Raw genomic sequence first — 25,893 nt, forward strand, 5'->3', positions numbered from 1 at the left:
TTTCATGGGATTCATCAGTTGAATTGTTGCTGTTACATGATACTATTTGATATAAGGGGAATTCATAAATATGAAGAGCCTGACAGCCTATAGGTGGAGGATAGACATGAAAAATATTGCAGCTATTATTCCAGCATATAATCCGCAACAATCACTCATTACCTATGTACATCAATTACTAGCAACGACCATTACACAAATTATTATTGTCAATGATGGAAGTGATCAGAAATATAAAGGGATTTTTGACGACCTAAAAAAAGTAGAAGGTTGCCAAGTCCTTCAGCATAGAGACAATATTGGAAAAGGTGGTGCCCTAAAAACAGCCTTTACATATATACGAAAGCAAAAAAGAATATTTCATGGGGTACTCACAATAGGGGCACATGGTCAGCACACATTACAAGATGTAAAGCTTGTTTTAACGATGACGAAGGTCTTTTCAGAAGGTATTGTGCTAGGCGTGCGAAACTTCCATTCGTTTGATAGTACCTTTCTTTCTTATTGGGGAAATCGTGCAACAAGTCTCTTTTTTGAGCTGTTATATCACCGGAAATTGATGGATACTCAAACAGGTTTACGTTATATTTCGATAAATGAATTGCCATGGCTAATGAAGGTAAAAGGTGAACGCTATGATTATGATACAAATATGCTAATCGCTGCACTTAAAAGAAAGTGCCCTATTTTCGAGGTAGAGATTGGGCAATTACGAATAAAAAAGAACTCCATTATTCAGTATGATGAAATAACAAATGCAAGCTCCATTATAACGAGAATGCTTATGAATTATTTACGACCAAGAAACAATGATAATTAGGGTTTAAAATTGAAATAAAGAGCTAGGATAAAGAATAACAATTACTCAATAGAACGTAGCGAGTATAGAAAGAAGGAGCATGTTTATGGAATATTCAGATCAAGTTAAAAATCGTGTGAAAAGGATGGAAGGTCAGCTACGTGGTATTTTGAAGATGATGGAGGAAGAAAAAGACTGTAAGGCAGTGATTACGCAGCTATCAGCCGTCCGCTCCGCTGTAGACCGAACAGTTGGTGTGATTGTTAGTACAAATTTATTGGAATGTGTGCAAAATGCGGAAGGGGATGGCGAAAAGATGAATGAGGCCATTCAGGAAGCGGTTAACCTAGTAGTAAAGAGTCGTTAATTGTCGTAAAACTCACTGGAATGTAGTGAGTTTTATTTTTTTACAATTTAATAGTTATAATCGACCCCTATATTCTATTTTTAGGTAATTTATAGTATAAGGATCATTTTATTTTTTTTAGTTGAAAGTCTTAGTTGGGGCACTTGTCTCATAGCCTAGTAGTCACTTTCTTTGTTATGCTAACTAATAATGATAGCGTAAAGGGAAGGTGATCGTGTATGAAGAAATGGTTATTATGTGGCGCTACTTTACTTATGTTAAGCCCGACTGCGGTTTATGCACAACAAAAAGAAACTAATTCCGTAATAAATCCTGTTGTAGCAAATTCAACAGTTACAACTTGGGAGCAGTTTACAAAAGAACTAATAAAGAAAATTAATAGTTTTGAAACAGATATAAAAATTACATATACTGGGCCGATGGGTGACTTCAAAGAAGAGATTATGGATGCCTTTGATCAAGCTAAAAAGCAGGCTGTATACGCAAGCGGACATATGGAAAGCACTACAATTTCCGCAGACTCTTTAGGTAATGTATCCTATAAAATAAAGTACCTGACAAACCAAACACAAGAAGCAGCCGTACAAAAAAAGATTGGTCAAGTATTGAAAAATATTATAAAACCCACTATGACTGAATTCGATAAAGTAAAGGCTATTAATGATTATATTGTATCAAATACTAGTTATGGTACTAAAACAAAGGCAAGCCCCCATAGTGCCTATGCTTTGCTATTTGAAGGACAAGCTGTTTGCCAAGGCTATGCCTTAACTGCACAAGCAATGCTGTCACAGAGTGGAATGGAAACAAAATATGTGGTGGGATTTGTGAATGGAAATGAGGCCCATGCCTGGAATTTGGTAAAGGTAGACGGCAAATGGTACCATTTGGATACAACATGGAATGATCCACTACCAAATCGCATTGGTGCTGGATCATATGATTACTTTTTAGTGACGGATGAAGTGCTGAAGAAGGATCATTCTTGGATTCAGACAGATTACCCTGCTGCCTCAAGCACTAACTATAGCTTTATGCATAATGTTCATTTTGCGTATCAATTAAATAATGTCGTCTATTTTAGTAATACGGCTGATCACGATAAATTATATAAGCTAGAAATGGCAACTGGTAAAAAAACAAAAGTGTTGGATAAACGAGCGTTGTATATTACTGGAATGGGCCAAAATCTATATTATAGTGATTATAGCAACAGCGGTTATTTAACAAAACTAAATCTGAAAACATTAAAGGCTGAGGTGTTGGTCAAACAGCCAGTAACAAATCTAAAGATTAGTGACAATTATCTAATCTATAACATGAATGCCAAAGAGCATAAACTTACATTAAGTCAATAAACAATTATTAACAGGCATAAAAGGACTCTGAACGGGTTCTTTGTGCTTGTTTTTGTATATAATGAATAGAAGAAGACGGTTGGAGGTGAGGAGTTTGTGGAAGAAATTAGCTATTATTATGATCATCATTATTTTCATTGACCCCATTTATACGGCAGGTAAAGCAGTTGTCCGGCAGGTAGCGGAATGGACAAATAATGATGAGATAGAAACAATGCTTCTTTCAACAAAGGAAAAAATCGTTGATGTAACCGCTAGACTTTCAGACAATGCCTCAATAGAAACGGCCATACCTATAGAAGACATGCATGATATGGAGGTAGCACCTACTGCTCAAGCAATTCAGAAGCCAGAGACAAAGTTAGTTGTGACAAACGTTAAGGAAATGACTGATGCAATGTATGCGTATTATAGTAGTTTCTCACCGAAATTTGAAATTCAATATAAAGGGAATACACAACGAATTGAACAAATTGTAGAAGAGGCCTATAACAATGCCATCGAAAGAGATGATTATGTGTATGGCCATATTAGTAAACATTCAATTCGTTTTGAATATGGAAGAAACCAGGCAACAATATTTGGGGAGCAAAGCTATTTAATGACGCCAGAACAGGCTGCCTACGTGGAGATGAATGTCCAAGAAATCATTTCCAAAATCAGTAATACATCTATGTCAGACATAGAAAAGGTACGAGCAGTTAATGACTATATTGTGGCGAATACGGCTTATACCGATCAAACAAATTCTAGTCCGCATAGCGCCTATACCGTTCTTGCAGAGCACGGAGGGGTATGTCAGGGCTATGCTTTACTTGCACACTCCATGTTACAAAAACTTGGGATTGAGACGAAATATATTGTAGGATATGTAGGTCAAGAAGGACATGCGTGGAATTTAGTGAAGTTAGGTGGACAATGGTATCACCTTGATACGACCTGGAATGATCCAGTACCAGATCGTAAAGGGGCGATTCGTTACCAATACTTTTTAGTTGATGACCGCACAATGGCAAAAGACCACTCATGGATTGCTGAAGATTATCCAAAAGCTACAAGTACACTCTATAGCTACTATCATGATATAGACTTCCCAGCACAGGTTGACAATCAGTTATATTTTAGCAACATCTCTGATGACAATAAGCTATATGTGCTGGATATGAAGACAGGGAAGACGAAACGAGTAACAAATTCCCGTGTACAATACGTCGTTTATGCAGATGGATGGCTCTATTACAGTAATTATTCCCGAGGCGCTTATTTAACAAAGATTCGTCCAGATGGTAGTGGGGAACAGTCCCTAAACCGAGAAGATACGAAGGATTTATTTGTGAAAGATGGCTATCTTTATTTCACAACGAATGAGTTGAAGAAAATGGCCCTATAAATGGGGACAACAAAAAGGGCCTGACTTATAAACAGTCATAGGCCCTTTTTGTTCGTTCAATTAAATAAGCAATTGGTTGCTGTTCACAAAGAGAAATGGAAATCTGCGGATACGTTACTGCTAATATATTTGTAAATGTTTTTAAAATTAGTGGATTATATTTGATGGCACCCCCATTACAATAAAGAGGAAACGGTCCATTCTGATAGCCTACCTTTTTTAACACGGCTCTTGCTAAAAGAGCCAATTCTTGAGCTGCCTGTTGTGATATTTGAATGGCACAAGTATCTTGTTGTTCAACTGCTTGAGCAACAAATGACCCCATTTTAGCCAACTGTGCATTTGTATAGGATGGCTGAAATAACCATTCAGCGAGCTCGGTTACATTTTGTATACCTAAGGAATGATAGACAGCCTCTTTTAAAATAGTGGTCTCACCTCGACCATCTTCCATTTTAAAGATGGCTCTTACCACCTCTTGCCCTAGCCAATAACCACTACCCTCATCTCCAGCTCGGTGTCCCCAACCTCCAGCCCGAACGATTTGCTGTCCATCATAGGCGTAAGCGATTGCTCCTGTTCCAGCAATGAGTAATGCACCTGCCTGTCCAGCAGTCACACCAAGTAGTGTGGCTTCAGCGTCATTTTCAATAATAAAAGTAGCAATAGAAAGCTGTGTGGCTGATAGGGCATTTTCAACAATGGCTGTAACCATTTCTTTGTCTTTTGGAGAATCAATCCCAGCTAAGGCAAAGGTAGCTACAGCAATTTGAGAGCAGGGATACTTTTGCAAAAAATTTTCTACCTTTGCTAAAAGCTCATGTAATATCACTGTAGCTGCTTCCATACCAATGGCTTGATAGTTGGAGCCCTTTGTTGAAGCTGAATATTCCATAACACCAGTTTCCGCGTGAACGACTGCGCATGCCGTTTTTGTCGCACCGCCATCAATAACTAGAAGCCATTTCATCATTGGCTCCATTCCTCAAGAAAAATCGTTAATTCTTTCTCCGCTTCAATAATGGAACTTTCCTTTAATTGAATCCATTCATAAAGACTTTTCGTATTCATTTTGGCATGTTCAAGCGCTGCTTTCATTGTGGAGGGAGCTGGGCCACCTGGTAGTGTTCGAACACCCACAAAAGACTCTGGCTGTAAGGTTTTATAAAAATCCTCTTCTGAAATATTTAATTCTTTTCCCGTAATCAATTTAGATTGAGTATTCACGAGTCCCCATGTAAGGCTTGCTAGTGATTCCTCACTATGAGCAAGTAGTACTTTAATGCATTTACTAACAATGCTATGTGCTTGGCGGAAGGAAATATCCTCTGAACGTACTAATGTATCTGCCAGCTCAGTAACATTGGCAAAGCTGTTCTCTGCACGATTTCTTAATTTTTTCTTGTTCACATCCATTGTGACAACAAGTGAGCCAAATAATTTATAAATCCCAACTAAGCGGTCGATGGCACGCCATAAATAGGGTTGCATATCATCCTCAGTATCGACGATATCTCCAAACGGTGTATTATGTACCATCTGTAACACTGTGCTTGCATCTCCAACAACGGCCGATAGTAACGAACGCGTATGTTCAATTGAAACAGGGTTACGCTTTTGGGGCATAATAGAGCTTATTTGAACATATGGACTTGCGAGTGTGAAGGCATTGAACTCCTGGGTAGCCCATAATAAAAAATCTTGAGAGGTACGGCCAAGATTGAGTGCAGCAAGCTGTACAATACTTGCTGCTTCAGCAATATAGTCTGCTCCTGCCACTGCATCCCAAGCATTTTCGATAATATCGTCGAATGCCAACAAATCACGCATCCGTTCTCGATTTATATTAAATCCTGTTGTAGTTAAGGCTGCAGCCCCCATACTGCTACGATTAACAGTTTTATAGACATGCTGCATGCGCTCAAAATCTCGTTCAAGCTGGTCAATGACAGCCTTTAAATAATGGGCAAAGGTTGTAGGCTGAGCCTGTTGCGTATGCGTGTAGCCAATCATAATAGTATCTACATGCTCCTCAGCAGCTGCGATTAAATCATCTCGCAATGTTAGTAGTTCTCGCATTAATAATAGTAATTTTTGCCTTAGTGTCATACGATAAATCGCGATGCCCATATCATTACGACTTCGTCCAATATGAAGATTTCCAGCAACGTCGCCAGCAAGCTCTATTAATTTATTTTCAATGCGGAAAAATAAATCTTCGTATTGGGGGCTATAATCTTCTAAACGATAATAATTTAAATCTATTTTCTTTAGTGCAGCCCCAATTTGTTTCGCTTCCTCTTTTTTTACAAGTCCTTGTTCTTCTAACATTTTTAAATGAGCTATATTAATTTGTAGCATAATAGTTAGAAAATTTTTCTTTGCCTCTTCATAGGCTGGCTGTAACACAATTTTCCGATAGATGTTAGAAGGGAAAATCATCCCATCTTCCTGCTGCGTTTTGTTGCGAAAATCTTCAAACATTATCATGGCCTCCTAATAGATTAGCAGTTAAATAGCTGTACCAGCACTGCCTTTTGATAGTTTTTCAGAAATAATAAGGACAACTAAAATTAAGCAAATTTGCAAGACACCATAGGCACACGCAGTCCCAAATTTAAATGCATATAATTTTTGGAATATAGCAACAGACAATGGAATAGTAGATGTACTGTATATAAGAATGGATGCAACAAATTCACCAAAGCTTTGTACTAGGGCCAATAGTGTCCCCGCTAATATTCCGGTGAATGTTAAAGGTACGACGATTCGTCTAAATGTATACCACCAATTGGCGCCTAATCCTCGTGATGCTTCTTCAATTGACGGATCTAGTTGGACAAGAGAAGCAGATGTTGACCGAAAAACAAGTGGTAAATGTCGGATAAAATAGGCTAATGGTAAAATCCAAAATGTCCCGATTAATACTTGATTAAAGGCAAAGATGTTTTCCGTGCTAAAGGCGGCAATTAAATTGACTGCTACCACTGTCCCTGGTAAAGCCCAAGGTACCATTATTAAAATATCGAGTAATGTTTTTCCTTTAAAATTTAAACGGACCATCGCATAAGCGGCGGCAACACCAAAGATAATATTGCCAAATGTTGCGACGACACCCATCTGTATAGAATTCCAAATAGGTCGCCATGTACGCTCATCAGTAAAGAGAGCCATATAATGATCCAATGTATAGTTTGTAGGGAGTATTTGAGTCTTCCATGCCCCATCAACAGAAAAGGATATTAATATCAGCACTAATATCGGTAAAATTAAAATCAACGTGCCGATAAAGGAGGCAATAGTTGCCGCTATTTTTATTTTCTTGGAGGATACCTCCGAGCGATGGACACTTATCCCTTTACTGAGATTTTGATAATTTCGGCGATTTTGATACCAACGCATCATCATTAAAAATGTAATAGAGACAAAGGACAGTATCATCGACTGAGTTGCGGCCATCTCAAGATTTCCATTAGTACGCGATAAGTAGATTTGCATGGTCATAGTTCGTTCTACACCAAACATTAAGGGTGCCGTGTAAGAGGCCATAGATATCATAAACACTAATAAGGAGGAAGCAACAATGGAAGGGGTCAGCATGGGTAAAATAACCTTTGTCCACACGCGAATACGCCCTGCACCTAAACTAGTTGCAGCTTCTTCAAGAGCAGGATCTAGCCCCTTGATGGCAGCTGACGCGGTTAAATAAAAATAAGTATACATGGTGAAAGTATGAACAACGATGACTCCCCAAATCCCTTTCAATGAAAAGGGTACATGATCTAAGCCAAATAAATGCTGAAAGATTCTAGGGAAAATGCCACTATCTCCGTACAAAAAGGAAAAGGATAGCACACCGACTAGGGGGGGAAGTGCCATAGGGACTAATACTAAAATAGAAAGTATTCGTCTCCCAGGGAAATTATAGCGTTCAAGTAAAAAAGCCATAGTTACCCCAACGATAGCGCAGCAAAGGACGCTAATAATGGAAATATAAATACTGGTCCACAAAGCCTCTAAATTTGCTGGGCTTGCTAGATTGAAAAATTTTTTATAGTGAAGGAATGGCTCATCACCAGCAAAGCTTTGAGTAAATGTTTGATAGAAGGGATAGACGACATAGGCGAACAACACTAAAAATAATGGCGATATTAAAATATAGATGAACCAATTGGAATGAAAAATTCGTGTCCATATACTTTCTTGAGAAGCATTGACAGTTTGCTTTTCCATATTGGCTTCCTCCTATTCCCCTAAAAAATACAGCGAGTCATGTGTTATATGAATGGTAATATCCTCGCCAATCTTTTTTATTTGGTCATAAGAATTAATAAGCATTACTTTAAGTGAAAAGGCGTTACAATCTACAATATAATTGACGCTAATGCCTGTGAATTCAACAAAGGTTATTTTTCCTGTTAATGTATTATCTCCAGTCCCCAAATGAATAGATTCTGGACGAATTGAAATAAATACTTTGTCTCCAATCATATGCGTTAATGCTGGAGAGCTCTGTTGCTTTCGCCCAGTAAAAATATGCCCATTTGCTGTTTTCACTTGTATTTCTTCGCCTTCAATTGCTTCTAATATGCCCTCAATTAAATTGGTTTCGCCAATAAAGTTAGCTACAAAGCGATCTACAGGTCGGTGATATATTTCCTGAGGAGTCCCAATTTGCTTCATATAGCCGTTTTCCATGACCATGATTCGGTCAGACATCGCCATGGCCTCCATTTGATCATGGGTAACATAAATCGTCGTGACACCTAGCTCAGATTGAATCCGTTTGATTTCAATACGTGTTTCCTCACGTAACTTTGCATCTAAATTGGATAATGGTTCATCAAGTAATAAAATATCTGGCTCAATTACTAGTGCTCGAGCCAAAGCCACACGTTGCTGTTGCCCACCAGAAAGCTCATTTATTTTTCTGTTTCCGTAATTTGACAGATGTACTTGTCCTCTAATTCGATCAACCTTGCGCTGAATCTCAGTTTTAGAAAATTTACGAACCTGTAAACCAAATGCGATGTTTTCATCTACTGTCATATGGGGAAAAAGGGCATAGTTTTGAAATACCATACCGATATTGCGTTTATTTGGCTGAAGCCGAGTGACATCTTGTTCATCAAATAGAATCTTACCTTTAGTAGGGTAATAAAAACCGGCAATCATTCTCAAAGTAGTTGTCTTGCCACAGCCACTAGGCCCAAGAAAAGTGAAGAATTCACCAGCCTTTATTTCGAGATCTACATCTTTCACACCAGACAACTGACCAAATTGCTTCGAGACATTTTCGATTGTGACTCTTTTCAACAAAAAACTCCTCTCCAACAAAGGATTCATAGCTATATAGGGGATAAGATAGTAAGGTGAAAATCCACTAAAAAAGCTGGATTTTCACCCGGATACTATTTACCGCGGCCTTTAATATTGTTATCCCAGTATTCCATCCATTCAGCCTCTTTGTCAGACATTTGCTGCCAGTCTATATCGAATGTTTTTAAATCTAATTCTTGATACCACTCTGGCATGGAGGCCTTATCGATATCAGATCGTGTAGGAATTTGATAATAATCAATTGCTAACTGTGTCACCATCTCTTTTTCGAATAAAAATTCGACAAATAGTTTGGCATTCTCTAGATTTTTCGCATTGTTGACAACTGCAACACCATCTACCAAAATAGGTGCTCCGCTTTTTGGATAAATATAATCAAAGGGATAATCAGTTGTATATTTCTTTAATAAAATATCTTGTAGATTCCATAAGGAGACACTGCCTTCTTGTCGTGTTAGCTTTAAGTACAAAGCATTAGGATCTTGCGTATATTCCTTCGTATTAGCGTCTAATTGTAATAGCCATTCATAGCCTTTATCAGGAGAGTTCGCATCTTGTCGTACAATCATAGAGGAATATATGGTGCGCATTGTTCCTGAAGCCAGCACACCCCTAATTAAAATTTGATCCTTCCATTTAGGGTCAAGAAGGTCATCCCAGTCCTGTGGCCCATTTTCTTTTGTTAATAAATCACTATTGATCATAATGACTTCTGGTAGCAGCATCTCTCCAAACCAGCGGCCATCTACATCTTTATGTGTAGCATCAATAGAGTCAATAAAGCTAGGCTGCCAGGCATGTAATAAGTCTTCATTTGCCCCAACAATGAGCGCTGATTGTGTGCCGCCCCACCAAAAGTCTGCCTGAGGATTAGCCTTTTCGCCACGTAAACGTTCTAAAATTTGCTGAGCTCCCATTGTTAAAAACTCTACTTCAATATCTGGATACTTTTTATTAAACTGGTCGATTACACTTTGCACCATTTCTTCGTCACGCCCTGTGTAAATAACAAGCTTACCGGATGGCGTTGTTGCCGCTACTTCCGTTTTGTCGCCATCTGTCGTTTTATCGTTATTGGCAGCATCATTAGTAGTTTTTTGGTCATCGTTTCCACTACATGCAGCTAAAACAAACAGTATGAACACAAGGAAAAAACTAAGAATACGTGTTTTTTTCATCAACTTCCCCTTTCTTAAAGTAAGGTACTTACATATTGCAGTATAATACGAAGGGGTAACATTCATGTTAGAATTATTAAAAAATTACATTTCCCTTCATCATAGCGAAGTGCCAATCCATTAGCAACGGCATTTCATTGAAGTTCAAAAAAACTCCTTAAAAAGGAATATTTCCATTTTCAAGGAGTTTTCTATCTGTTTAAGTTTATGCATCCAATAGGCTATCATTTTGTCGGCGTTGCGAAATAATTGTCGGCAATAACATACCGACTATCACTAGACCAATGCCCATAATTTGCAATGCAGTTAAAGGTTCATGTAGGACAATAACGGAAACGGTAACTGCAACAGGTAATTCAATAGCGCTTAAGATGGAAGCGAGTGCACCACCAATTTTCGGAATAGCAATGGAGAATAAGTATATAGGTAAAATGATACCGAATAGACCGAGGGCTAATCCATACCGCCATAAGCCTTCCATAAACAATTTACCGTTCCAAATCACTTCAGGACTTAAGAAAATACTGATCATTATAAGGGCTACAAAGGAAACGATAAATACCCTTGAAGTGGTTGTAACACCCTCCACTGGTCGAGAGTTAAATTGAATGAAGCAGGCAAAGGTAACGGCAGCAGCAAAGCCGAATAACCATCCTTGGAGAGGGATTCCACTTAAATCTACATTTAAAACGCCTGCAGCTAAAATCGTTCCTACAAATAAGATGATAATAGAAAATACTTCAGGTCGACTTGGTAATCTTTTATGTAGAGCACAATCAATTAACAAACCAATCCATGTAAATTGAAACAGCATCACTACCGCAAGAGAAGCGGGTAAATACTTGAGAGATTCTCCGTACACTATACCTGTCGTCCCGGTAAAAATACCAGCGCATAATAATATAAGTATGCCCTTTTTGGATGGCTTAGGTAATTTTCTGTCTGTCAACATAAAAATAACTAAAACGAGTATAAAGCCAATAATATATTGGCTCGATACAGCCTCTGCAGATGTAAAGCCATGCTGCATCGCTACTTTTACAATAGTCGACAAAATTCCGTAGCTACTAGAGGCAATGACGATCAAAAGAGGATAAATTAAATTTGTTTTCATGAATACAATCTTCACTTCCTAAAACTGTTTCACCATATGATGAAAAGGTTCATCGATAATGGACCATGGCTCAGTTATAACAAAGCCTAAACGTTCATAAAGTCGACGAGCATCTTCTTTTTGAGTTTCTACATTTAAGGATAACTTTGTATAGCCATGCTGCTTTGTCAGCTCTTCGGCATATTGTAAAAGTACTGTACCAATTCCTTTACCGCGTGCTTCTGGTGTTACACAAACTGTATCGATATAAGCCTCATCTTCGTGGGCTTCTTGATCGATGATGATTGATGGAGCATTTTTAGCCGCTAACCATTTCACAAGGTTAGCATCCATAGCAATGGCATGTGCGCCATAATAATAAACGAGAATTCCTACTATTTGCCCATCCTCCGTAGCGACATAAGTATTTAAATAAGAATGTCGATTGTCATCACGCTGAAAAAGGGTTGTCAGTTCTTGACGAACAGCTTCGGTCGATTGCTCGCCAGTTAAACGATTAGCAATCTCACCAATCGCATCAATAATTAAAGGCACAACGGCATGGGCATCTTGTGGTTGCGCTTGTCGAATTGTAATACTCATCTTGAAAATCCCTACCTTTCTATAGGCAAGTATAACAAAGTTAGTGGATGACACAAATTTTCAGGCATACTCTCAAAAGTTAAACCTTTATAGAATGACAATTTTCGTGTTAATCTATAATGACTAGACTTTCAGGAGGACAATCATGACGAAGCAAGATAAGGATTTTATTTTAGTCTATGGAGATGCATTTATTGACTATATTGCTGATGATGTAACAAACACATCATTTACAAAATATATGGGTGGTGCAACAGTAAATGTTGCAGCAGGTATTAGCCGAATTGGGGCACCATCTGCCCTAATTACAATTACAGGGGATGATGAGGGTTCTCAGTTTGTGCGTGATGGGCTTGTAGAGGAAGGTGTCAAGCTTGACTATGCCATATTTGACCCAGCTAAACGAGTAAGTGGTGTTTATGTGCATCTGACAGAAGCCTGTGAACGAATTTTTAAAGATTATGTGGATGAAACACCTGATTTACAAGTGGAGCCACTACAGTTAAATGAAGCAGCATTTAAACATGCTTCTGCTTTAACAGTATGCTCAGGGACCATGTTCCATCCGACGGCTCTAGCTACAACTCGAGCTGCCGTAGAAATGGCGAAGGACAAGGGTGCGATCATTGCGATGGATGCAAATATTCGTCCATTACGCTGGAGTAGTGAAGAAATTTGTCGAGAAACGATTACGTCCTTTTTTGAGGATGTAGATATTTTAAAGGTAACAGATGATGAGTTATTCTTCCTGACGGAAACGACTAGTTTAGAAGAAGGAATTGAACAACTAAGTAGCTATTTAGTGCCTATTATTTTAGTAACAGTAGGAGAAAATGGCACTTATGCTGTGTTGAATGGGGAGGTTATCCATGTACCAACTGAAAAGGTGATACCTGTAGATACAACTGGTGCAGGGGATGCATTTATGGCGGGGGTATTACGTGATGTTCATTACAATGGCTTACCTACAACAAAAGAAGAGCTTGTTCGCTGTACAAGCTTCGGCAATAAATTAGGAGCATTTGCAGCAACAAAAGCAGGAGCTTTAACGGCTTTACCCTATTACGAGGATATTAAGCATTTACTGAAATAATCCTATGGAGTGTGACCAATATGGAAAAAAACTATGATGTTTTAGTAAAGGATCAAATATTCTTTGGCGGTGCAAAAGATGCGGAGGCGGCTTTTGAGCAAGAAGCTGTAGATATTGTAATAGATGTTCGTATGCAGGGACTTACTTCAGAAGAGCAAGAGGCCGTTTCTTACTCGTATAAGCATATACCAATTGCAGATGAGGATAATGCGGTAGCATCATCTATTCAGCATGTAGCTAAGGAAATTGCTTCGTCCTATGAGGCGGGACAGAAGGTGTATGTTCACTGTGGGAGTGGCGGTGGTCGTGCTGGTGTAGCAGCTACTGCTGTGTTAATAGAGCTAGGGCTGGCTAATTCTCTAAAGGAAGCGGAGGAAGCAGTCAAAAAGGCTCGTCCACAAGTTACGATTCGTCCTAAAATGGAAGAAGCTCTACAACAACTTTATAAATAAAGGAAAAGATGTACTGATTAAGGTACATCTTTTTTGTTTTTATAAAAGAGGCAGGGCGTATAGAAAATAGGCGACTACCTTAAACATGACACCATATCCTATGAAAATGGTGCAGAATATTTGGAAGAGCTATTTGTGGATTTGAAAAAAACATCAATTTTGTTCTATACATGTTAGAACAAAATTGTTATAGTTAGTATATAACAACTAATGGGGTGATCTGTATGATGGAGGAATTAGCAAAAGTTCCATGGGCAGTGATAGCACCGCTCATCGTCGTTCAATTAATATTAATGATCGTAGCACTTATTGATTTGCGTAAAACACATGCAACAAATGGGCCTAAAATTTTATGGGTATTTATTATTTTATTTACAAATATAATAGGGTCAATTGCGTACTTTATAGTTGGGAGAAAGCAGTCATGACAACATTACTTCAAGTAACTGGTTTGACCAAACGATTTGCAGAGCACAATGTTGTAGATAATGTTCAATTTATTCTAGAGGAAAAGACTTCAACGGCGTTAATAGGGCCAAATGGCGCGGGTAAGACAACAACATTGTCCATGTTAACAGGGCTCTTAACGCCGACTGCCGGAAGTGTAGAAATGCTAAATGGGGATTTACGTGAAAATATAGGGTTTTTACCCCAATATCCACAGTTCCATCCTTGGCTAAGCGCGTTAGAATTTACGGAGATGGCTGCGCGGCTAAATGGTGTATCAGCAAAAAATGCTAAATTAGAAGCCCAAAAAACATTAGAGTTTGTGGGGTTAGGAAATGTCCAACATAAAAAAATAGATACTTTTTCTGGTGGGATGAGGCAGCGCCTTGGTATTTCCCAGGCAATTGTGCATAAGCCCAAATTGCTGTTATTAGACGAACCTGTTTCAGCATTAGACCCTGTTGGTCGTAGGGAAGTTCTTGATTTATTAAAAGGTTTACAACAAGAGACAACTATTTTATATTCAACCCATATTTTAAACGATGCGGAAGAAATGACGGATCAATTATTATTCTTACAAAATGGAAAACTAGTAGAGCAAGGAACATTACGAGAGGTACGACAACGTTTTGATGAGCAAAATTATATAGTCGAGTTTTCCAGTGAGGAAGAGGCAAAGCTTTTTGCAAGCTCGACTGATCATGTAATAGGTTGTTATGTATATATCGAGATATTAAATGAGGAGCCTACGATGAAGGAGCTACTTCATCGTTTAAGTAATTGTCCTTATACCATAAGAAAAGTAGAACGACAAACAGCATCGTTGGAAGAAATTTTCATGAAGGTGGCGAAAAAAGCATGAGAGGATTCAACGTACTTCTACAAAAAGAATTTAGAGAGGCATGGCGAAGCTGGAAATTTTTGTGGATACCTCTTGTGTTTGCCTTGCTGGGAATGAATGATCCCCTGATAAATTATTATATTATGGATATTTTAAATGCTGTTGGAAATGTGCCAGAAGGTTTTGAAATGTTGATGCCCGAATTAAAGCCCGTTGACCTATTACAGGCCTCTATAGGGCAGTTTCAAACGATAGGGTTATTGGTGATAATGGCTTCTTTTGTGGGGATTATAAGTAAAGAACGTGCAAGTGGTATGGCTACTTTATTATATGTAAGACCTATATCTTTTGGAGCCTATTTTATGAGTAAATTTATTGTTATGAGTGCAGTTTGTTTTGTGAGTATTTTAGCAGGCTTTGCAGCCAGTGTGTATTACACTAGTATTCTATACGGAACTTTAGAAATTGGACCACTGCTTGCGAGCTTTTGTACGTATTATGTTTGGCTAATATTTGTAATTGCTGTCACATTAATGATGAGTGCTGGTTTTAAAACGATTATAGCTACTACATGTGCCTTTACGGTTATCTTTGTCGGGCAAATAGTCGATATGGTAGTAGGTCTATTCTGGACTATATCCCCTTGGAAGCTAGCAAGCTATGGACCTTTACTAGTTCGTGGAACAATGGAGATGTCTGATTACTGGTGGAGTTTAATCATGACAATAGCGCTGATATTTCTTTGTATTTGTATTGGAATCATAATGATGAAAAGAAATGCGGCTATGACCAAAATTTAAAAAATATAGGACGGAAAATCTAATTCGTATAGATTTTACCGTCCTTTTGTTTTAAAGCATTCCACCATTGATAAGCAGGATGAGCCCAACAAAGAACATGATCCATGATAGGGCCGAGCTAGTACTTTGATTAAAGAATGTATGGATTTTTCTAAATGGTTCATTCATCAACCGACGGAATATTAGATGGAGGACTAGTAGGATTATGGCTGGGGTAATCATCACCAAATTATAACCAGTTATTATGGGTAGCCATTCATAAAATGCCAGATGATTGCTTGTTAGAATACCTATTGTTGCAAAATAAGGAAGAGCTGTAGCCACTTCAAGAATAGAGGTAGTGAGGCCTAAGGCTACCATAGCACCCATTCGTAAGGACTTCGGTTTAGGAGCTCCTTTCGCTTTTTTCTTAGGTACTAGCCAACTACCTACAAATAATAGTCCACCTACAATGGTCATCAGTAGCCGAGCAGAGTAACTATTCAACAAATTTTCAATAGGGTTCAATATAATATCAAAGCCTAACATTAGAAAAATCCCTGTACAAAAATAAAATAAGGTAACCGTCATTAAATAAGTTAATAACAAACGAACTTGTTGTTTTTTTGCGACGAGTAATATATAGACTGTTACACCAAGGATAGATGGGCTAAACATGTCCAATAAAGCTAAAGCACCAATCAGTAGTAATAATTCGGTGCTCATTGTGAATTACCTAATGTTTGACTGTTTTCTTCATAAAATTTGAAGGCTTGCTCGATAAAACGCATGAATTCATCTTCTAAAGGATATAATCCAATTTGTTCTGATTTTAGAGGAGATTTACGAATTGCCCATATTTTTTCTATAAATTCATTGTTTCCTTTGTATTCTGCCTCTGCTTTCTCCATCATTCGTTTTATAATGGACTGCACGGAATCTGCCCCAGGACTGCTATTTCTCAGCCGCTCTAGCTGACCTAATAATCCAATCCATTCTAAAGAAGTTGGATCATTACGATTGACATTAGGGAGTTTGCTCATTAGATCCATTTCGGATGCAACAAAAATCTTCTGTCGAATAGCTTGCTTCTTATCATGCTCCTGATTGGAAAGCTTAATGAACTTTTGTAAAAGAGATTCGGTAAGGCCTCCCTCAATGGATGAGGCGTTCTTTAAACCTAGTATAGCGCTCTCCATCTGTTGTAATTTCCTTTGCTCCTCTACAAGAAAAGCAAGTTGTTGATCTAAGCTTGCCTCCCACTCCCATGTATTATTAAGAAGCGCTTGTATTTCTTTTAATTTGAACCCTAATGTTTTTAAGAAAACAATTTGTTGAAGAATTTTTAATTCATTCTCACTGTAAACCCTATGTCCACCCTCTGTCTTAGTGGCTGGTAACAACAGTCCGATTTCCTCATAATAACGTAACGTCCGAACAGAAATGCCAGTTTGTTTGGAAATTCTTTGAATTGTCAGCAAAATAACCATACCCCTTTCCATGTTAGTGCCATTATACAAAATGACGTAGCGTAACTTTCAAGGGAGAATGTAAAAATAAATGACAGCAAAAATTACATTCTTGGAATATCCATTACTTAGGAATATAATGGTGGTGTAACTCGAAATTTGTCAAATAACTCGGAAAATACATAAAGTTACTAGAGAAAGAGGGTACGTAAAGGTGGAGACTGAAAATTCCGATCGTTTCCTGACAGCATTTAATCGAATAGACCATAGATTACGAGATATTGTAGGCACTAAGGATTTTACGCCCTTTTATCGGCTCGTTGATCAAGCGAAGAAAAAAGAGGTATTGGTGAAAAAATACGAAGATGATTTACGGTCATACGCCGATCTGCGAAATGCAATTGTCCATCATCGTACTTCTATTAACTATGTAATTGCTGAACCACATACCGATGTAGTCGAAAGAATTGAATACATAGATGCTACGCTCGCTAAGCCTATGCTTGTCGGTCAAATGTTCCGAAAGAGAGTACTTGTTTTTCAAGAGAATGATTCCCTCAAGCATGTGTTAAAGGTTATTCACCAGCGAAAATATACGCAGTTCCCCGTCTATTTTAATAAACAATTTAGAGGGCTAATTACAACTGTAGGAATCACCAATTGGCTTGCCTCTAAAATGGGTGGCGACCATTTACCTAAAGGAATTCCTACGTTGCATGATATTTTAATGCATGAGAAAAATAGGGTGAATTACAAGTTTGTTAGCAGATACATAACGATATATGAAGCCGAAGAAATTTTTAAACAGGGAGTGGAAAGAGGTAGGCGTTTTGAGGCATTACTAATAACAGAGCATGGCAAACCACACCAAAAATTAATAGGAATTATTACACCGTTAGATATTGTAAAAATTGATTAAAAAAAAACGAGACAAGCATTTACGGGCTTGAATGTCTCGCTTTATCTTTTAGGCTAATGTATAAGGACCCATTTGTTTGAACCTGTGCAAAAAAGACATCTTCAACGGAATGCACATTTTGTTTTTTCAGCTTCTTCATTACCCAGTCCTCTGTTAATTCGAGCTCAACAATGTTTTCCTTGATGAGTTGCCCATCTGAAACAACCTCTGTAGGCAAATAAGTAGGTGGGGAAACATCAGCTTTAACATCCTGCTTCGTGGCAACTTGTTCGGAGGTTTTTTGCAGGACACTTAGTTTTCCGTTTGTTTCCAGTAACGCATATTGTATATCTTGTACAGAAAAGATGGCTTGCTCACGTAGCATCATTGTCAGCTCGTCCATATGCAAACGATTTTTTCTTAAGGCAGATTCTAAAATAAGACCATTTTGTACGACAATCGTAGGCTTGTCATCAATAAGTACGCGAGCTTTTTTTGATTTAATCGTAATAATCGTCATTAAGTAGGTTAAGGCACTCCACCAGATAAGAGATATTAATCCATCTAAAAAGGGCGTTTCCTCCTGTGAGGCGATCTCTGAGGCAATCGATCCAAATGTAATACCAGTAATATAATGGAAAAATGTAAGTTGGCCCAGTTGTTTCTTTCCAAGAATACGCGCCAAAATAAGTAATATGAAGAATGAAAGTGTTGTTCGAAGAATCATTTCCCAAAAATGAGCATGAATAAAGCTTTCCATACATACATCAACTCCTTTTACAGTTGTCGAAACATAGCTTGTGCAAAATGGTTGATAGTATGCGACAATCGTCAATAACAAAAACTAAAAGTGCGAGGTGGCAGCATGAATAATCAAATAAACATCGCAAATCCAATCTATCCCATCATGATTTTAATAGGTGTTGCTCACCTGATCAATGATACGATGCAAGCTGTTATTCCAGCTATGTTTCCAATCTTTAAAAGTGAGTTAGGACTGACCTTCACACAAATTGGCCTCATATCATTTGTCTTAAATATTTTTGCGTCTGCATTACAGCCTATTGTTGGTTTTGTTAGCGATAAAAAGCCAATGCCCTATGCATTACCAATAGGTATGATAAGTTCTTTTATTGCTATTACAATTATTGCTTTTACTACTCAATATTGGATTATTCTTATTGCTGTATTATTTTTAGGCTTCGGTTCAGCAATATTTCACCCTGAGGGTTCTAGAGTATCCTTTATGGCAGCAGGTTCTAAAAGAGGGCTTGCTCAATCGATTTATCAAGTTGGGGGAAACTCAGGACAAGCTCTTGCCCCATTAATTAGTGCCTATATTTTTGATATTTTCGGCCAGCGTGGTGCAGCGATTGTATTAGTAGCGGCAACATTCGGTATTATTCTATTAACTAAGATTGCAAAATGGTATAAAAATCAATTAGAGCAGGAGCGCACAGCGAAGAAAAAACGTGTGTTGATTTCGACATTACCACCATTAACAAAAAAGCAGGTAGGGGTAGCTTTAACCTTACTATTTACGATTATTTTTGCACGATCATTTTATACAACAAATATAACTAGCTTTTATGTATTTTATTTAATGGATCATTATGATGTGAATCTTCGGCTAGGACAAATCCTTATTTTTCTATTCATGGCATTTGGGGTAGTGGGGACATTTTTTGGAGGCTCTCTGTCGGACCGAATTGGAAGAAAAAATGTCATTATTCTTTCCGTTGTAGTACCAATGCCGTTTTGCCTAGCATTGCCTTATGTACCGCTATGGGCTGCTATGATATTTTTAGTGATTATTGGTACATTGATCATGATTAGCTTCTCTGTAACAGTGGTATACGCGCAAGAGCTAGTTCCTTCTAAAATTGGCACAATGGCCGGCTTAACAACTGGCTTTGCTTTTGGTATGGGGGCTATTGGAGCAATGGTTATTGGTGTTTTAATGGACCACAAAGGTATTGATTTTACAATGATGGTTGTTTCATTATTGCCGTTATTATTACTAATAGCTTTTTTCCTACCGAAGGATAAACCAGCATCTTCAGCAGCTTAGTAAAAACATATCCAGACTGTAGGCGAACTCAAGAAAATTGAGTTTGCCTACAGTTTTTTACAATGAAATAAAGCTTCAACTGCTGTCGGAGTGTGGTTAATCTCAGTCCAGAGAGTTAAATTGAAATGATAAAAGCCATCGAGAGATTGAACTGCCCCGTAAAAGTTGGACATCAATCTAACTTTTACGGGGGTTTTTTTTATGGCAAAAGTAAGTGTTGAACAACGTATTCAAGCAGTTCAACGATATTTAAATGGAAATGAACCTATGATCGAAATTGCGAAAGATATAGGTGTGACAGCTCAGATTGTCAGTGAATGGGTTCGCCGTTATCAAAAAAATGGCGTAGAGACTTTCTTAAAGTCCTATACAAAATATTCAGCTGACTATAAAATGAATGTACTTAATTATATGAACGAGACAGGTACATCTTCGAGAGACACAGCTGCACTATTCAATATTTCATCTCCTGGCATGATTCGGAATTGGAAGTTGAAGTTTGAAGTTGGTGGTTATGATGCCCTTGTTTCTAAGAAAAAGGGGCATCCATCTATGAAAAAAGAGACAAAAAGAACAACGAAATCAACACCAGCTGAAGGATCTGTTGAGGCGTTAGAAGCACGAATCAAACAATTAGAAATGGAGAATGCGTACTTAAAAAAGTTGAATACTTTAGTTCAAATGCAAGAAAAATTACCAATCAAATCAAAGCGCAAGTAATTTATGAACTAAAGGAAATCTATGAAGTAGTGGAATTAATCAAAGTCGCTGATATTCCACGTAGTACGTATTATTACTGGGAAAAGCGTTTGAATCGTCATGATAAATACGCTGATGTGAAAGTCGCAATTCAGTCCATTTATCATGAACATAAGGGACGTTATGGTTATCGTCGGATCACCAAAGAACTAAAAAAATTTGGTATTCACCATGATCCGAAAACGATTAACTGCTTGATGAATGCCATTGGCATAAAGTGTGAAGTCCGCATGAAGAAATATCGTTCGTATAAAGGTAACGTCGGAAAAATTGCCCCAAACATATTACAACGCGATTTTACAGCGGAAAAAATGAACGAGAAATGGGTAACAGACGTGACAGAGTTCCATCTATTTGGTGAGAAACGCTATTTATCACCCGTCCTTGATCTATGTAATGGCGAAATCATTGCATACACGGTTATGAAGCGTCCAGTGTATAAACTAGTCCATAATATGTTAGAACAAGCATTGGAGCGCCTCGAATCAAGTGATCAAGTTATTCTTCATTCAGATCAAGGTTGGCATTATCAAATGAAAAAGTATCAACAAACATTAAAGCAACATGGTATTACGCAGAGTATGTCCCGTAAGGGTAATTGTTTGGACAACTCAGTCATCGAAAATTTCTTTGGCTTATTAAAATCTGAACTCCTGTATCTACAAGAATTTGAATCCATGGCACATTTTGAACAGGAACTCAACGACTATATTCACTACTACAATCACAAACGAATGAAAGAAAAATTAAAAGACCTAAGCCCGGTGGAGTACCGAACTCAGGTCTTAGCAGTTGCTTAACTAAATATGTCTAACTTTTTTGGGTCAGATCATTTATCAACAGTTTGAACCCTCCTTTAAAAAAGAGGGCGCGTTTTTTTATTGTCTTAAAGGGGATAAAAATTCTGCAGGAAGCTTCTCTTGATCGATCACATAGCCCTCTGAAATATGAACCTCATGCATTTTATCATTGTAAGTAAATTTAAAGACACCATTGTCAAAATCCGTGCCGATTTCCTTGAAGAAGATACCTTCGATGGATACATATTTCGGACATGTAAATGCTACTTTAAAGTTCTCCTGTTCTTTAATTAAGTAAGCACGAACACCTTTTTCGTATGTCTCGTTAGCATCATCATCAGTAGGACGTTGAACAGCTACAATATGAAAATCTACAAATGGAACTTCTTTTAACAGCACATTAAGGAATGATCCTTTAGTGATTTCTTCCCAACGACTTTGTGCGCTTTGTCCTACAATAATTTGTGAAATGCCATAGTTTTTCGCGACTTCTGCAATGACTTTCTGAATGGGGCGTTTTTCATTATCTTGCAAAATGAATTTTTCGACCTCAAGTTCGTCTGATAACTTTTCCCATTGCTCAATATAACTAGATTTCTCAGCGTCAAATGCATCAAGGGGTTGCGAATCAACTGAAAGAATATAGAGTGGGCAATCTAGCATTGTCGCCATTTTGTGCCCTCTACGTATCAAACGTTCACCATTTAAGCCATAGTAAACACAAACTAATATACTTTCGTCTAAACGCCCTTTTACATGCCTCATAAAAAATGTACACCTCTTATCTGTTGGTATTTTGTTAATTTCACTGTTGATTTCGAAAAAATTATCCTAAAACAGCTAAAATTGATGCTGTTACAGTGCATTATGCTCATTTATATTGTATACTTAAAAATGTATAAAAGTTAACGGAAATATATTGGAAAACCCTTGAAGGAATAAGCTTATATCAATAATTTAAAGTTATTTAATTTATGCATTGCGTGCATCTAAGCTAAATTGATTTCATATGCCACACTATTATGCAGTGTGTTAAATAGATAGTCAAGTGTCTTTATAATGCTGATATAATTGAGTTGTAACTGTATAAATTATCTGATTTTCCACAAGTTATTTAGGCTTGCATCGGGTTAGAGGTGACTAAATAACTAAACATACCATTTTCTATGAATGACAAGACACTTTAACACCCCATCACTTTCCATTTGCAAAATTTCAAGAATATATCTGATATGTTACTTAGCTTAAACAAATTGCTATAGTTTTAGCACTTACCATTCCAATCACCACAAAAATTTGCTTGATGATTTTGATAGTAGGAGGTTTTCATTTGGTTACAGTTCTTATCGCGATACTTTTGCCATTTGTCTGTGCTGCACTTATCCCATTGCTGTATAGGCGACTAAGGCGTATAACACATCTTGGCTGGTTTGTTTTTTCTGTTCCATTCATCTTGTTTCTTTTACTTGCGCGCTATATTCCTCAAATTGCCGGAGGTAAAACATTTATCCATACATATGAGTGGATTCCCTCTTTTAATATAAATATTACAACTTACCTAGATGGGCTCAGTATGATTTTTGGCTTGCTGATTACAGGTGTAGGTAGTTTAGTCATTTTATATTCTATTTTCTATTTGTCAACGAAAGAATCACTTCACCATTTTTACTGCTATTTATTACTATTCATGGGCGCTATGCTTGGCGTTGTTTTTTCAGATAACCTAATGGTATTATACACATTTTGGGAATTAACAAGTGTGTCATCATTCCTATTAATTGCATTTTGGCATCATAGAAAGGCCTCACGTGCAGGTGCTAAAAAAGCAATGATGATCACAGTATTTGGTGGTCTCTCTATGCTTGCAGGTTTCCTGATGCTCTATGTAGCTGCTGATACATTCAGTATTCGTGAAATTGTAGCTCATGTAGAGGTTATCCGTGATCATGCCCTATTTACTCCAGCATTAATCTTAATTTTACTAGGGGCATTTACAAAATCTGCACAATTTCCATTTCATATTTGGCTACCGGACGCCATGGAAGCACCAACACCGGTTAGTGCATACTTACACTCAGCCACAATGGTAAAGGCAGGAATTTATTTAGTTGCCCGTTTTTCACCAGTCTTTGGCGGAGAAGCGATTTGGTTTTGGCTTGTAAGTGTTATTGGTCTGGTTACACTCTTCTGGGGGTCATTTAATGCGGTTCGACAAACAGATTTAAAGGCGCTCTTAGCCTTTTCAACGATAAGTCAGCTAGGCTTAATTATGAGCCTATTAGGTCTAGGGTCTGTTGGCCATTACTATGGCTACACGAAAGACTCTATTATATATACACAAGCAAGTTTTGCGGCTCTGTTTCATCTCATCAACCACTCCACATTTAAAGGAGCCTTATTCATGATGGTTGGAATTGTCGACCATGAAGTGGGAACTCGGGATATTCGTCGTTTAGGTGGTTTAATGTCCTTAATGCCTATTACATTTACTATCGCAGTCATTGGCAGTTTTTCTATGGCAGGATTACCACCATTTAATGGTTTCTTGAGTAAAGAAATGTTTTTTGCAGCGGTCTTGGCTATACGGGATGTAGAGGCCTTTTCCATTGCTGATTTAGGGTTATTTTTCCCTTTAGTAGCGTGGGTAGCCAGTATCTTTACCTTTGTCTACAGCTTAATTTTAATTAGTCGAACATTTTTGGGTAAACTACAGCCTGAGAAGATAGATAGAAAACCACATGAAGCTCCATTGGGTATGCTAATATCACCCATTATTTTATGCCTGTTAGTAGTCGGTATCTTTTTCTTCCCGAACGTGTTAGGCCATTATATTTTAGAACCAGCCATGGCAAGTATTTATCCTACATTCCCATTAGCCAATGAATTAACACCACATATTTCTGCTTGGCATGGAATAAATGCGGAATTGTTAATGACGTTAGGTGTCATTGTGCTCGGGATCATCTTATTCAAAACATTGAAAAGCTGGAAGCCGATGTATCGCATTTTTTCACAAAAATATACGTTTAATACTTACTACAATCGATTGATAGAAATAAGTGAAAGTGGTTCAGAGAAGCTTACTCGCAAATATATGACAGGTAATTTAACCCATTATTTTGTCTATATATATGTATTTTTTGTGGCACTTATCGCTGGTTATTTTATTTATTCAGACGCAATGATCTTTAATTTTGATATGGACTCTACGATTGAGTCATACGAATTAATTCTTGTATTTGTTATGGTATTCGCTGCAGTTTGGATGATTTTTGCAAAGGGCCGCGTTACAGCCATGCTATTAAATGGCGTATTAGGCTATTCAATTGCCTTCTTCTTTGTCATTTTCCGCGCACCAGATTTAGCGTTAACACAATTAGTTGTAGAATCAGTAACAACTGCATTATTCCTTTTATGCTTTAAGTATTTACCAGATTTAATGCCTGAGGCACCTCGCAAAAGGGTGCAATGGTCGAAAGCCATGATCTCTATTTTTGTCGGGGCAACAGTGACAATGGTTGGTCTAGCTGTAGTGCACTACGAGCAATTTGAGCCAGTATCGACTTATTTTAACGATGCCTATGAGCTAGCAGGTGGTTCCAACATTGTTAATACAATTCTAGGGGATTTTCGTGCCTTTGATACAATGCTTGAGGTAGTTGTGCTTCTGATTGCTGGCTTAGGGGTTTATACACTAACAAAGCTTAAGCCTCGGAAGGAGGAAGCAGATCATGAAAATTAATGATGTGATATTACGGACAGTCACTAAGGCAGTCGTCTTCATTATTTTAACACTTGGAGTGTATTTGTTCTTTGCGGGACACCATGCTCCGGGTGGTGGCTTTATTGGCGGCCTCGTGTTAGCTTCTGGCATTGTTTTATTGTATCTTGCTTACGATATAGAGACTGTGCATAAGGGAATGCCGTTTGACTTTAAAAAGGTTGCGGCTCTTGGTGTTTTGCTTGCAACAGGTACGGCAATTGGTTCTTTGTTTTTTGATGTACCATTTCTAACGCAGGCTTATACGTATATAAATGTCCCGATTTTCGGGAAAATGGGTTTTTCAACCGTAACCATTTTTGAAGCAGGAGTAGCTTTGACGGTGGTGGGTGTTGTCGTGACAATTATTTTAAGCATAAGTGAGGATGAGTAGCC

25 protein-coding genes are annotated in these 25,893 nt (G+C 37.8%); 14 read left to right on the top strand and 11 right to left on the bottom strand.

The window, feature by feature from the left end; translation table 11 throughout:
• Positions 1-106: 106 nt before the first annotated feature.
• The 4 genes from MKY88_RS00700 to MKY88_RS00715 all read left to right on the top strand — a co-directional run bounded on the left by MKY88_RS00700 (position 107) and on the right by MKY88_RS00715 (position 3,914).
• A complete protein-coding gene (locus MKY88_RS00700) occupies positions 107-820 on the top strand; it encodes a glycosyltransferase (protein WP_328204621.1) in 714 nt (237 codons plus the stop codon).
• A gap of 85 nt (positions 821-905) precedes the next feature.
• Positions 906-1,166, top strand: a complete 261-nt coding sequence (locus tag MKY88_RS00705) for a metal-sensitive transcriptional regulator (protein WP_004233098.1) — start codon at positions 906-908, stop codon at positions 1,164-1,166.
• Positions 1,167-1,384: 218 nt separating this feature from the next.
• The gene (locus MKY88_RS00710) at positions 1,385-2,524 is read left to right on the top strand and encodes a transglutaminase domain-containing protein (protein WP_258270182.1); all 1,140 of its coding nucleotides are present in this window, start codon (positions 1,385-1,387) and stop codon (positions 2,522-2,524) included.
• Between the two features lie 85 nt (positions 2,525-2,609).
• Entirely contained in the window at positions 2,610-3,914 is a 1,305-nt protein-coding gene (locus MKY88_RS00715; RefSeq protein WP_340812832.1) for a transglutaminase domain-containing protein, read from the top strand.
• Positions 3,915-3,939: 25 nt separating this feature from the next.
• On the opposite strand, the gene MKY88_RS00720 is transcribed toward MKY88_RS00715, so the two are convergent.
• The 7 genes from MKY88_RS00720 to MKY88_RS00750 form a co-directional block, all read right to left on the bottom strand.
• Positions 3,940-4,887: an N-acetylglucosamine kinase gene (locus MKY88_RS00720; RefSeq protein WP_258270184.1), complete on the bottom strand. Its 948-nt coding sequence runs from the start codon at positions 4,885-4,887 to the stop codon at positions 3,940-3,942.
• Complete coding sequence (gene argH, locus MKY88_RS00725) at positions 4,884-6,398, bottom strand: argininosuccinate lyase (protein WP_328204616.1); 1,515 nt, start codon at positions 6,396-6,398, stop codon at positions 4,884-4,886. Before argH ends, MKY88_RS00720 begins: the two co-directional genes overlap by 4 nt.
• Positions 6,399-6,425: 27 nt before the next feature.
• Positions 6,426-8,147 carry an ABC transporter permease gene (locus tag MKY88_RS00730; RefSeq protein ID WP_291753665.1) on the bottom strand — a complete coding sequence of 574 codons (1,722 nt, stop codon included), beginning with the start codon at positions 8,145-8,147 and terminating at the stop codon, positions 6,426-6,428.
• Positions 8,148-8,159: 12 nt separating this feature from the next.
• On the bottom strand, positions 8,160-9,230 hold the full coding sequence (locus MKY88_RS00735; RefSeq protein WP_328204612.1) for an ABC transporter ATP-binding protein: 1,071 nt from the start codon (positions 9,228-9,230) through the stop codon (positions 8,160-8,162).
• A gap of 95 nt (positions 9,231-9,325) precedes the next feature.
• Complete coding sequence (locus tag MKY88_RS00740) at positions 9,326-10,432, bottom strand: extracellular solute-binding protein (protein WP_340812833.1); 1,107 nt, start codon at positions 10,430-10,432, stop codon at positions 9,326-9,328.
• A 205-nt stretch (positions 10,433-10,637) separates the two neighbouring features.
• Entirely contained in the window at positions 10,638-11,546 is a 909-nt protein-coding gene (locus MKY88_RS00745; RefSeq protein WP_328204611.1) for an EamA family transporter, read from the bottom strand.
• Positions 11,547-11,564: 18 nt separating this feature from the next.
• Positions 11,565-12,128, bottom strand: coding sequence for a GNAT family N-acetyltransferase (locus MKY88_RS00750; protein WP_328204610.1), 564 nt, complete (start codon positions 12,126-12,128; stop codon positions 11,565-11,567).
• Between the two features lie 145 nt (positions 12,129-12,273).
• On the opposite strand from MKY88_RS00750, the gene MKY88_RS00755 reads away from it, so the two are divergent.
• The 5 genes from MKY88_RS00755 (at position 12,274) to MKY88_RS00775 (ending at position 15,761) form a co-directional block, all read left to right on the top strand.
• Positions 12,274-13,221: a carbohydrate kinase family protein gene (locus MKY88_RS00755; protein ID WP_012292424.1), complete on the top strand. Its 948-nt coding sequence runs from the start codon at positions 12,274-12,276 to the stop codon at positions 13,219-13,221.
• Positions 13,222-13,241: 20 nt separating this feature from the next.
• Positions 13,242-13,673, top strand: a complete 432-nt coding sequence (locus tag MKY88_RS00760; protein WP_193833563.1) for a protein-tyrosine phosphatase family protein — start codon at positions 13,242-13,244, stop codon at positions 13,671-13,673.
• 224 nt (positions 13,674-13,897) lie between these two features.
• Positions 13,898-14,101: a PLDc N-terminal domain-containing protein gene (locus tag MKY88_RS00765; protein ID WP_081937092.1), complete on the top strand. Its 204-nt coding sequence runs from the start codon at positions 13,898-13,900 to the stop codon at positions 14,099-14,101.
• Positions 14,098-14,982, top strand: coding sequence for an ABC transporter ATP-binding protein (locus MKY88_RS00770; RefSeq protein ID WP_258270193.1), 885 nt, complete (start codon positions 14,098-14,100; stop codon positions 14,980-14,982). Before MKY88_RS00765 ends, MKY88_RS00770 begins: the two co-directional genes overlap by 4 nt.
• On the top strand, positions 14,979-15,761 hold the full coding sequence (locus MKY88_RS00775) for an ABC transporter permease (protein ID WP_193833565.1): 783 nt from the start codon (positions 14,979-14,981) through the stop codon (positions 15,759-15,761). Before MKY88_RS00770 ends, MKY88_RS00775 begins: the two co-directional genes overlap by 4 nt.
• Before the next feature lie 51 nt (positions 15,762-15,812).
• Here MKY88_RS00775 and MKY88_RS00780 read toward each other — a convergent pair whose 3' ends face one another.
• Together MKY88_RS00780 and MKY88_RS00785 are read right to left on the bottom strand one after the other, a co-directional pair.
• Positions 15,813-16,466 carry a GAP family protein gene (locus MKY88_RS00780; protein ID WP_193833566.1) on the bottom strand — a complete coding sequence of 218 codons (654 nt, stop codon included), beginning with the start codon at positions 16,464-16,466 and terminating at the stop codon, positions 15,813-15,815.
• On the bottom strand, positions 16,463-17,230 hold the full coding sequence (locus tag MKY88_RS00785) for a MerR family transcriptional regulator (protein WP_232540780.1): 768 nt from the start codon (positions 17,228-17,230) through the stop codon (positions 16,463-16,465). The genes MKY88_RS00780 and MKY88_RS00785 overlap by 4 nt, the downstream gene beginning before the upstream one ends.
• A 193-nt stretch (positions 17,231-17,423) precedes the next feature.
• Between MKY88_RS00785 and MKY88_RS00790 the strand changes: the two genes are divergently transcribed.
• Positions 17,424-18,128 (top strand): CBS domain-containing protein, encoded by a 705-nt coding sequence (locus tag MKY88_RS00790; protein ID WP_340812834.1) that lies wholly within the window; start codon positions 17,424-17,426, stop codon positions 18,126-18,128.
• Positions 18,129-18,147: 19 nt separating this feature from the next.
• Here MKY88_RS00790 and MKY88_RS00795 read toward each other — a convergent pair whose 3' ends face one another.
• On the bottom strand, positions 18,148-18,867 hold the full coding sequence (locus MKY88_RS00795; RefSeq protein ID WP_193833569.1) for a DUF421 domain-containing protein: 720 nt from the start codon (positions 18,865-18,867) through the stop codon (positions 18,148-18,150).
• A 105-nt stretch (positions 18,868-18,972) separates the two neighbouring features.
• Between MKY88_RS00795 and MKY88_RS00800 the strand changes: the two genes are divergently transcribed.
• Both MKY88_RS00800 and MKY88_RS00805 read left to right on the top strand, forming a co-directional pair.
• On the top strand, positions 18,973-20,178 hold the full coding sequence (locus tag MKY88_RS00800; protein WP_193833570.1) for an MFS transporter: 1,206 nt from the start codon (positions 18,973-18,975) through the stop codon (positions 20,176-20,178).
• 201 nt (positions 20,179-20,379) lie between these two features.
• Positions 20,380-21,737 (top strand): IS3 family transposase gene (locus MKY88_RS00805; protein ID WP_340812835.1). Its coding sequence is split into 2 segments (ribosomal slippage): positions 20,380-20,833 and positions 20,833-21,737, totalling 1,359 coding nucleotides; the frame shifts between segments, so codons are not numbered across the junction.
• A gap of 78 nt (positions 21,738-21,815) precedes the next feature.
• On the opposite strand, the gene MKY88_RS00810 is transcribed toward MKY88_RS00805, so the two are convergent.
• Positions 21,816-22,502: a universal stress protein gene (locus tag MKY88_RS00810; protein WP_012292434.1), complete on the bottom strand. Its 687-nt coding sequence runs from the start codon at positions 22,500-22,502 to the stop codon at positions 21,816-21,818.
• 565 nt (positions 22,503-23,067) lie between these two features.
• Here MKY88_RS00810 and MKY88_RS00815 point away from each other — a divergent pair.
• Both MKY88_RS00815 and MKY88_RS00820 read left to right on the top strand, forming a co-directional pair.
• Entirely contained in the window at positions 23,068-25,479 is a 2,412-nt protein-coding gene (locus MKY88_RS00815; protein WP_328204605.1) for a Na+/H+ antiporter subunit A, read from the top strand.
• A complete protein-coding gene (locus tag MKY88_RS00820; RefSeq protein WP_036122157.1) occupies positions 25,469-25,891 on the top strand; it encodes a Na(+)/H(+) antiporter subunit B in 423 nt (140 codons plus the stop codon). The genes MKY88_RS00815 and MKY88_RS00820 overlap by 11 nt, the downstream gene beginning before the upstream one ends.
• Positions 25,892-25,893 lie beyond the last annotated feature (2 nt).

Source organism: Lysinibacillus sp. FSL R7-0073 (assembly GCF_038009065.1).
Lineage (GTDB): Bacteria > Bacillota > Bacilli > Bacillales_A > Planococcaceae > Lysinibacillus > Lysinibacillus fusiformis.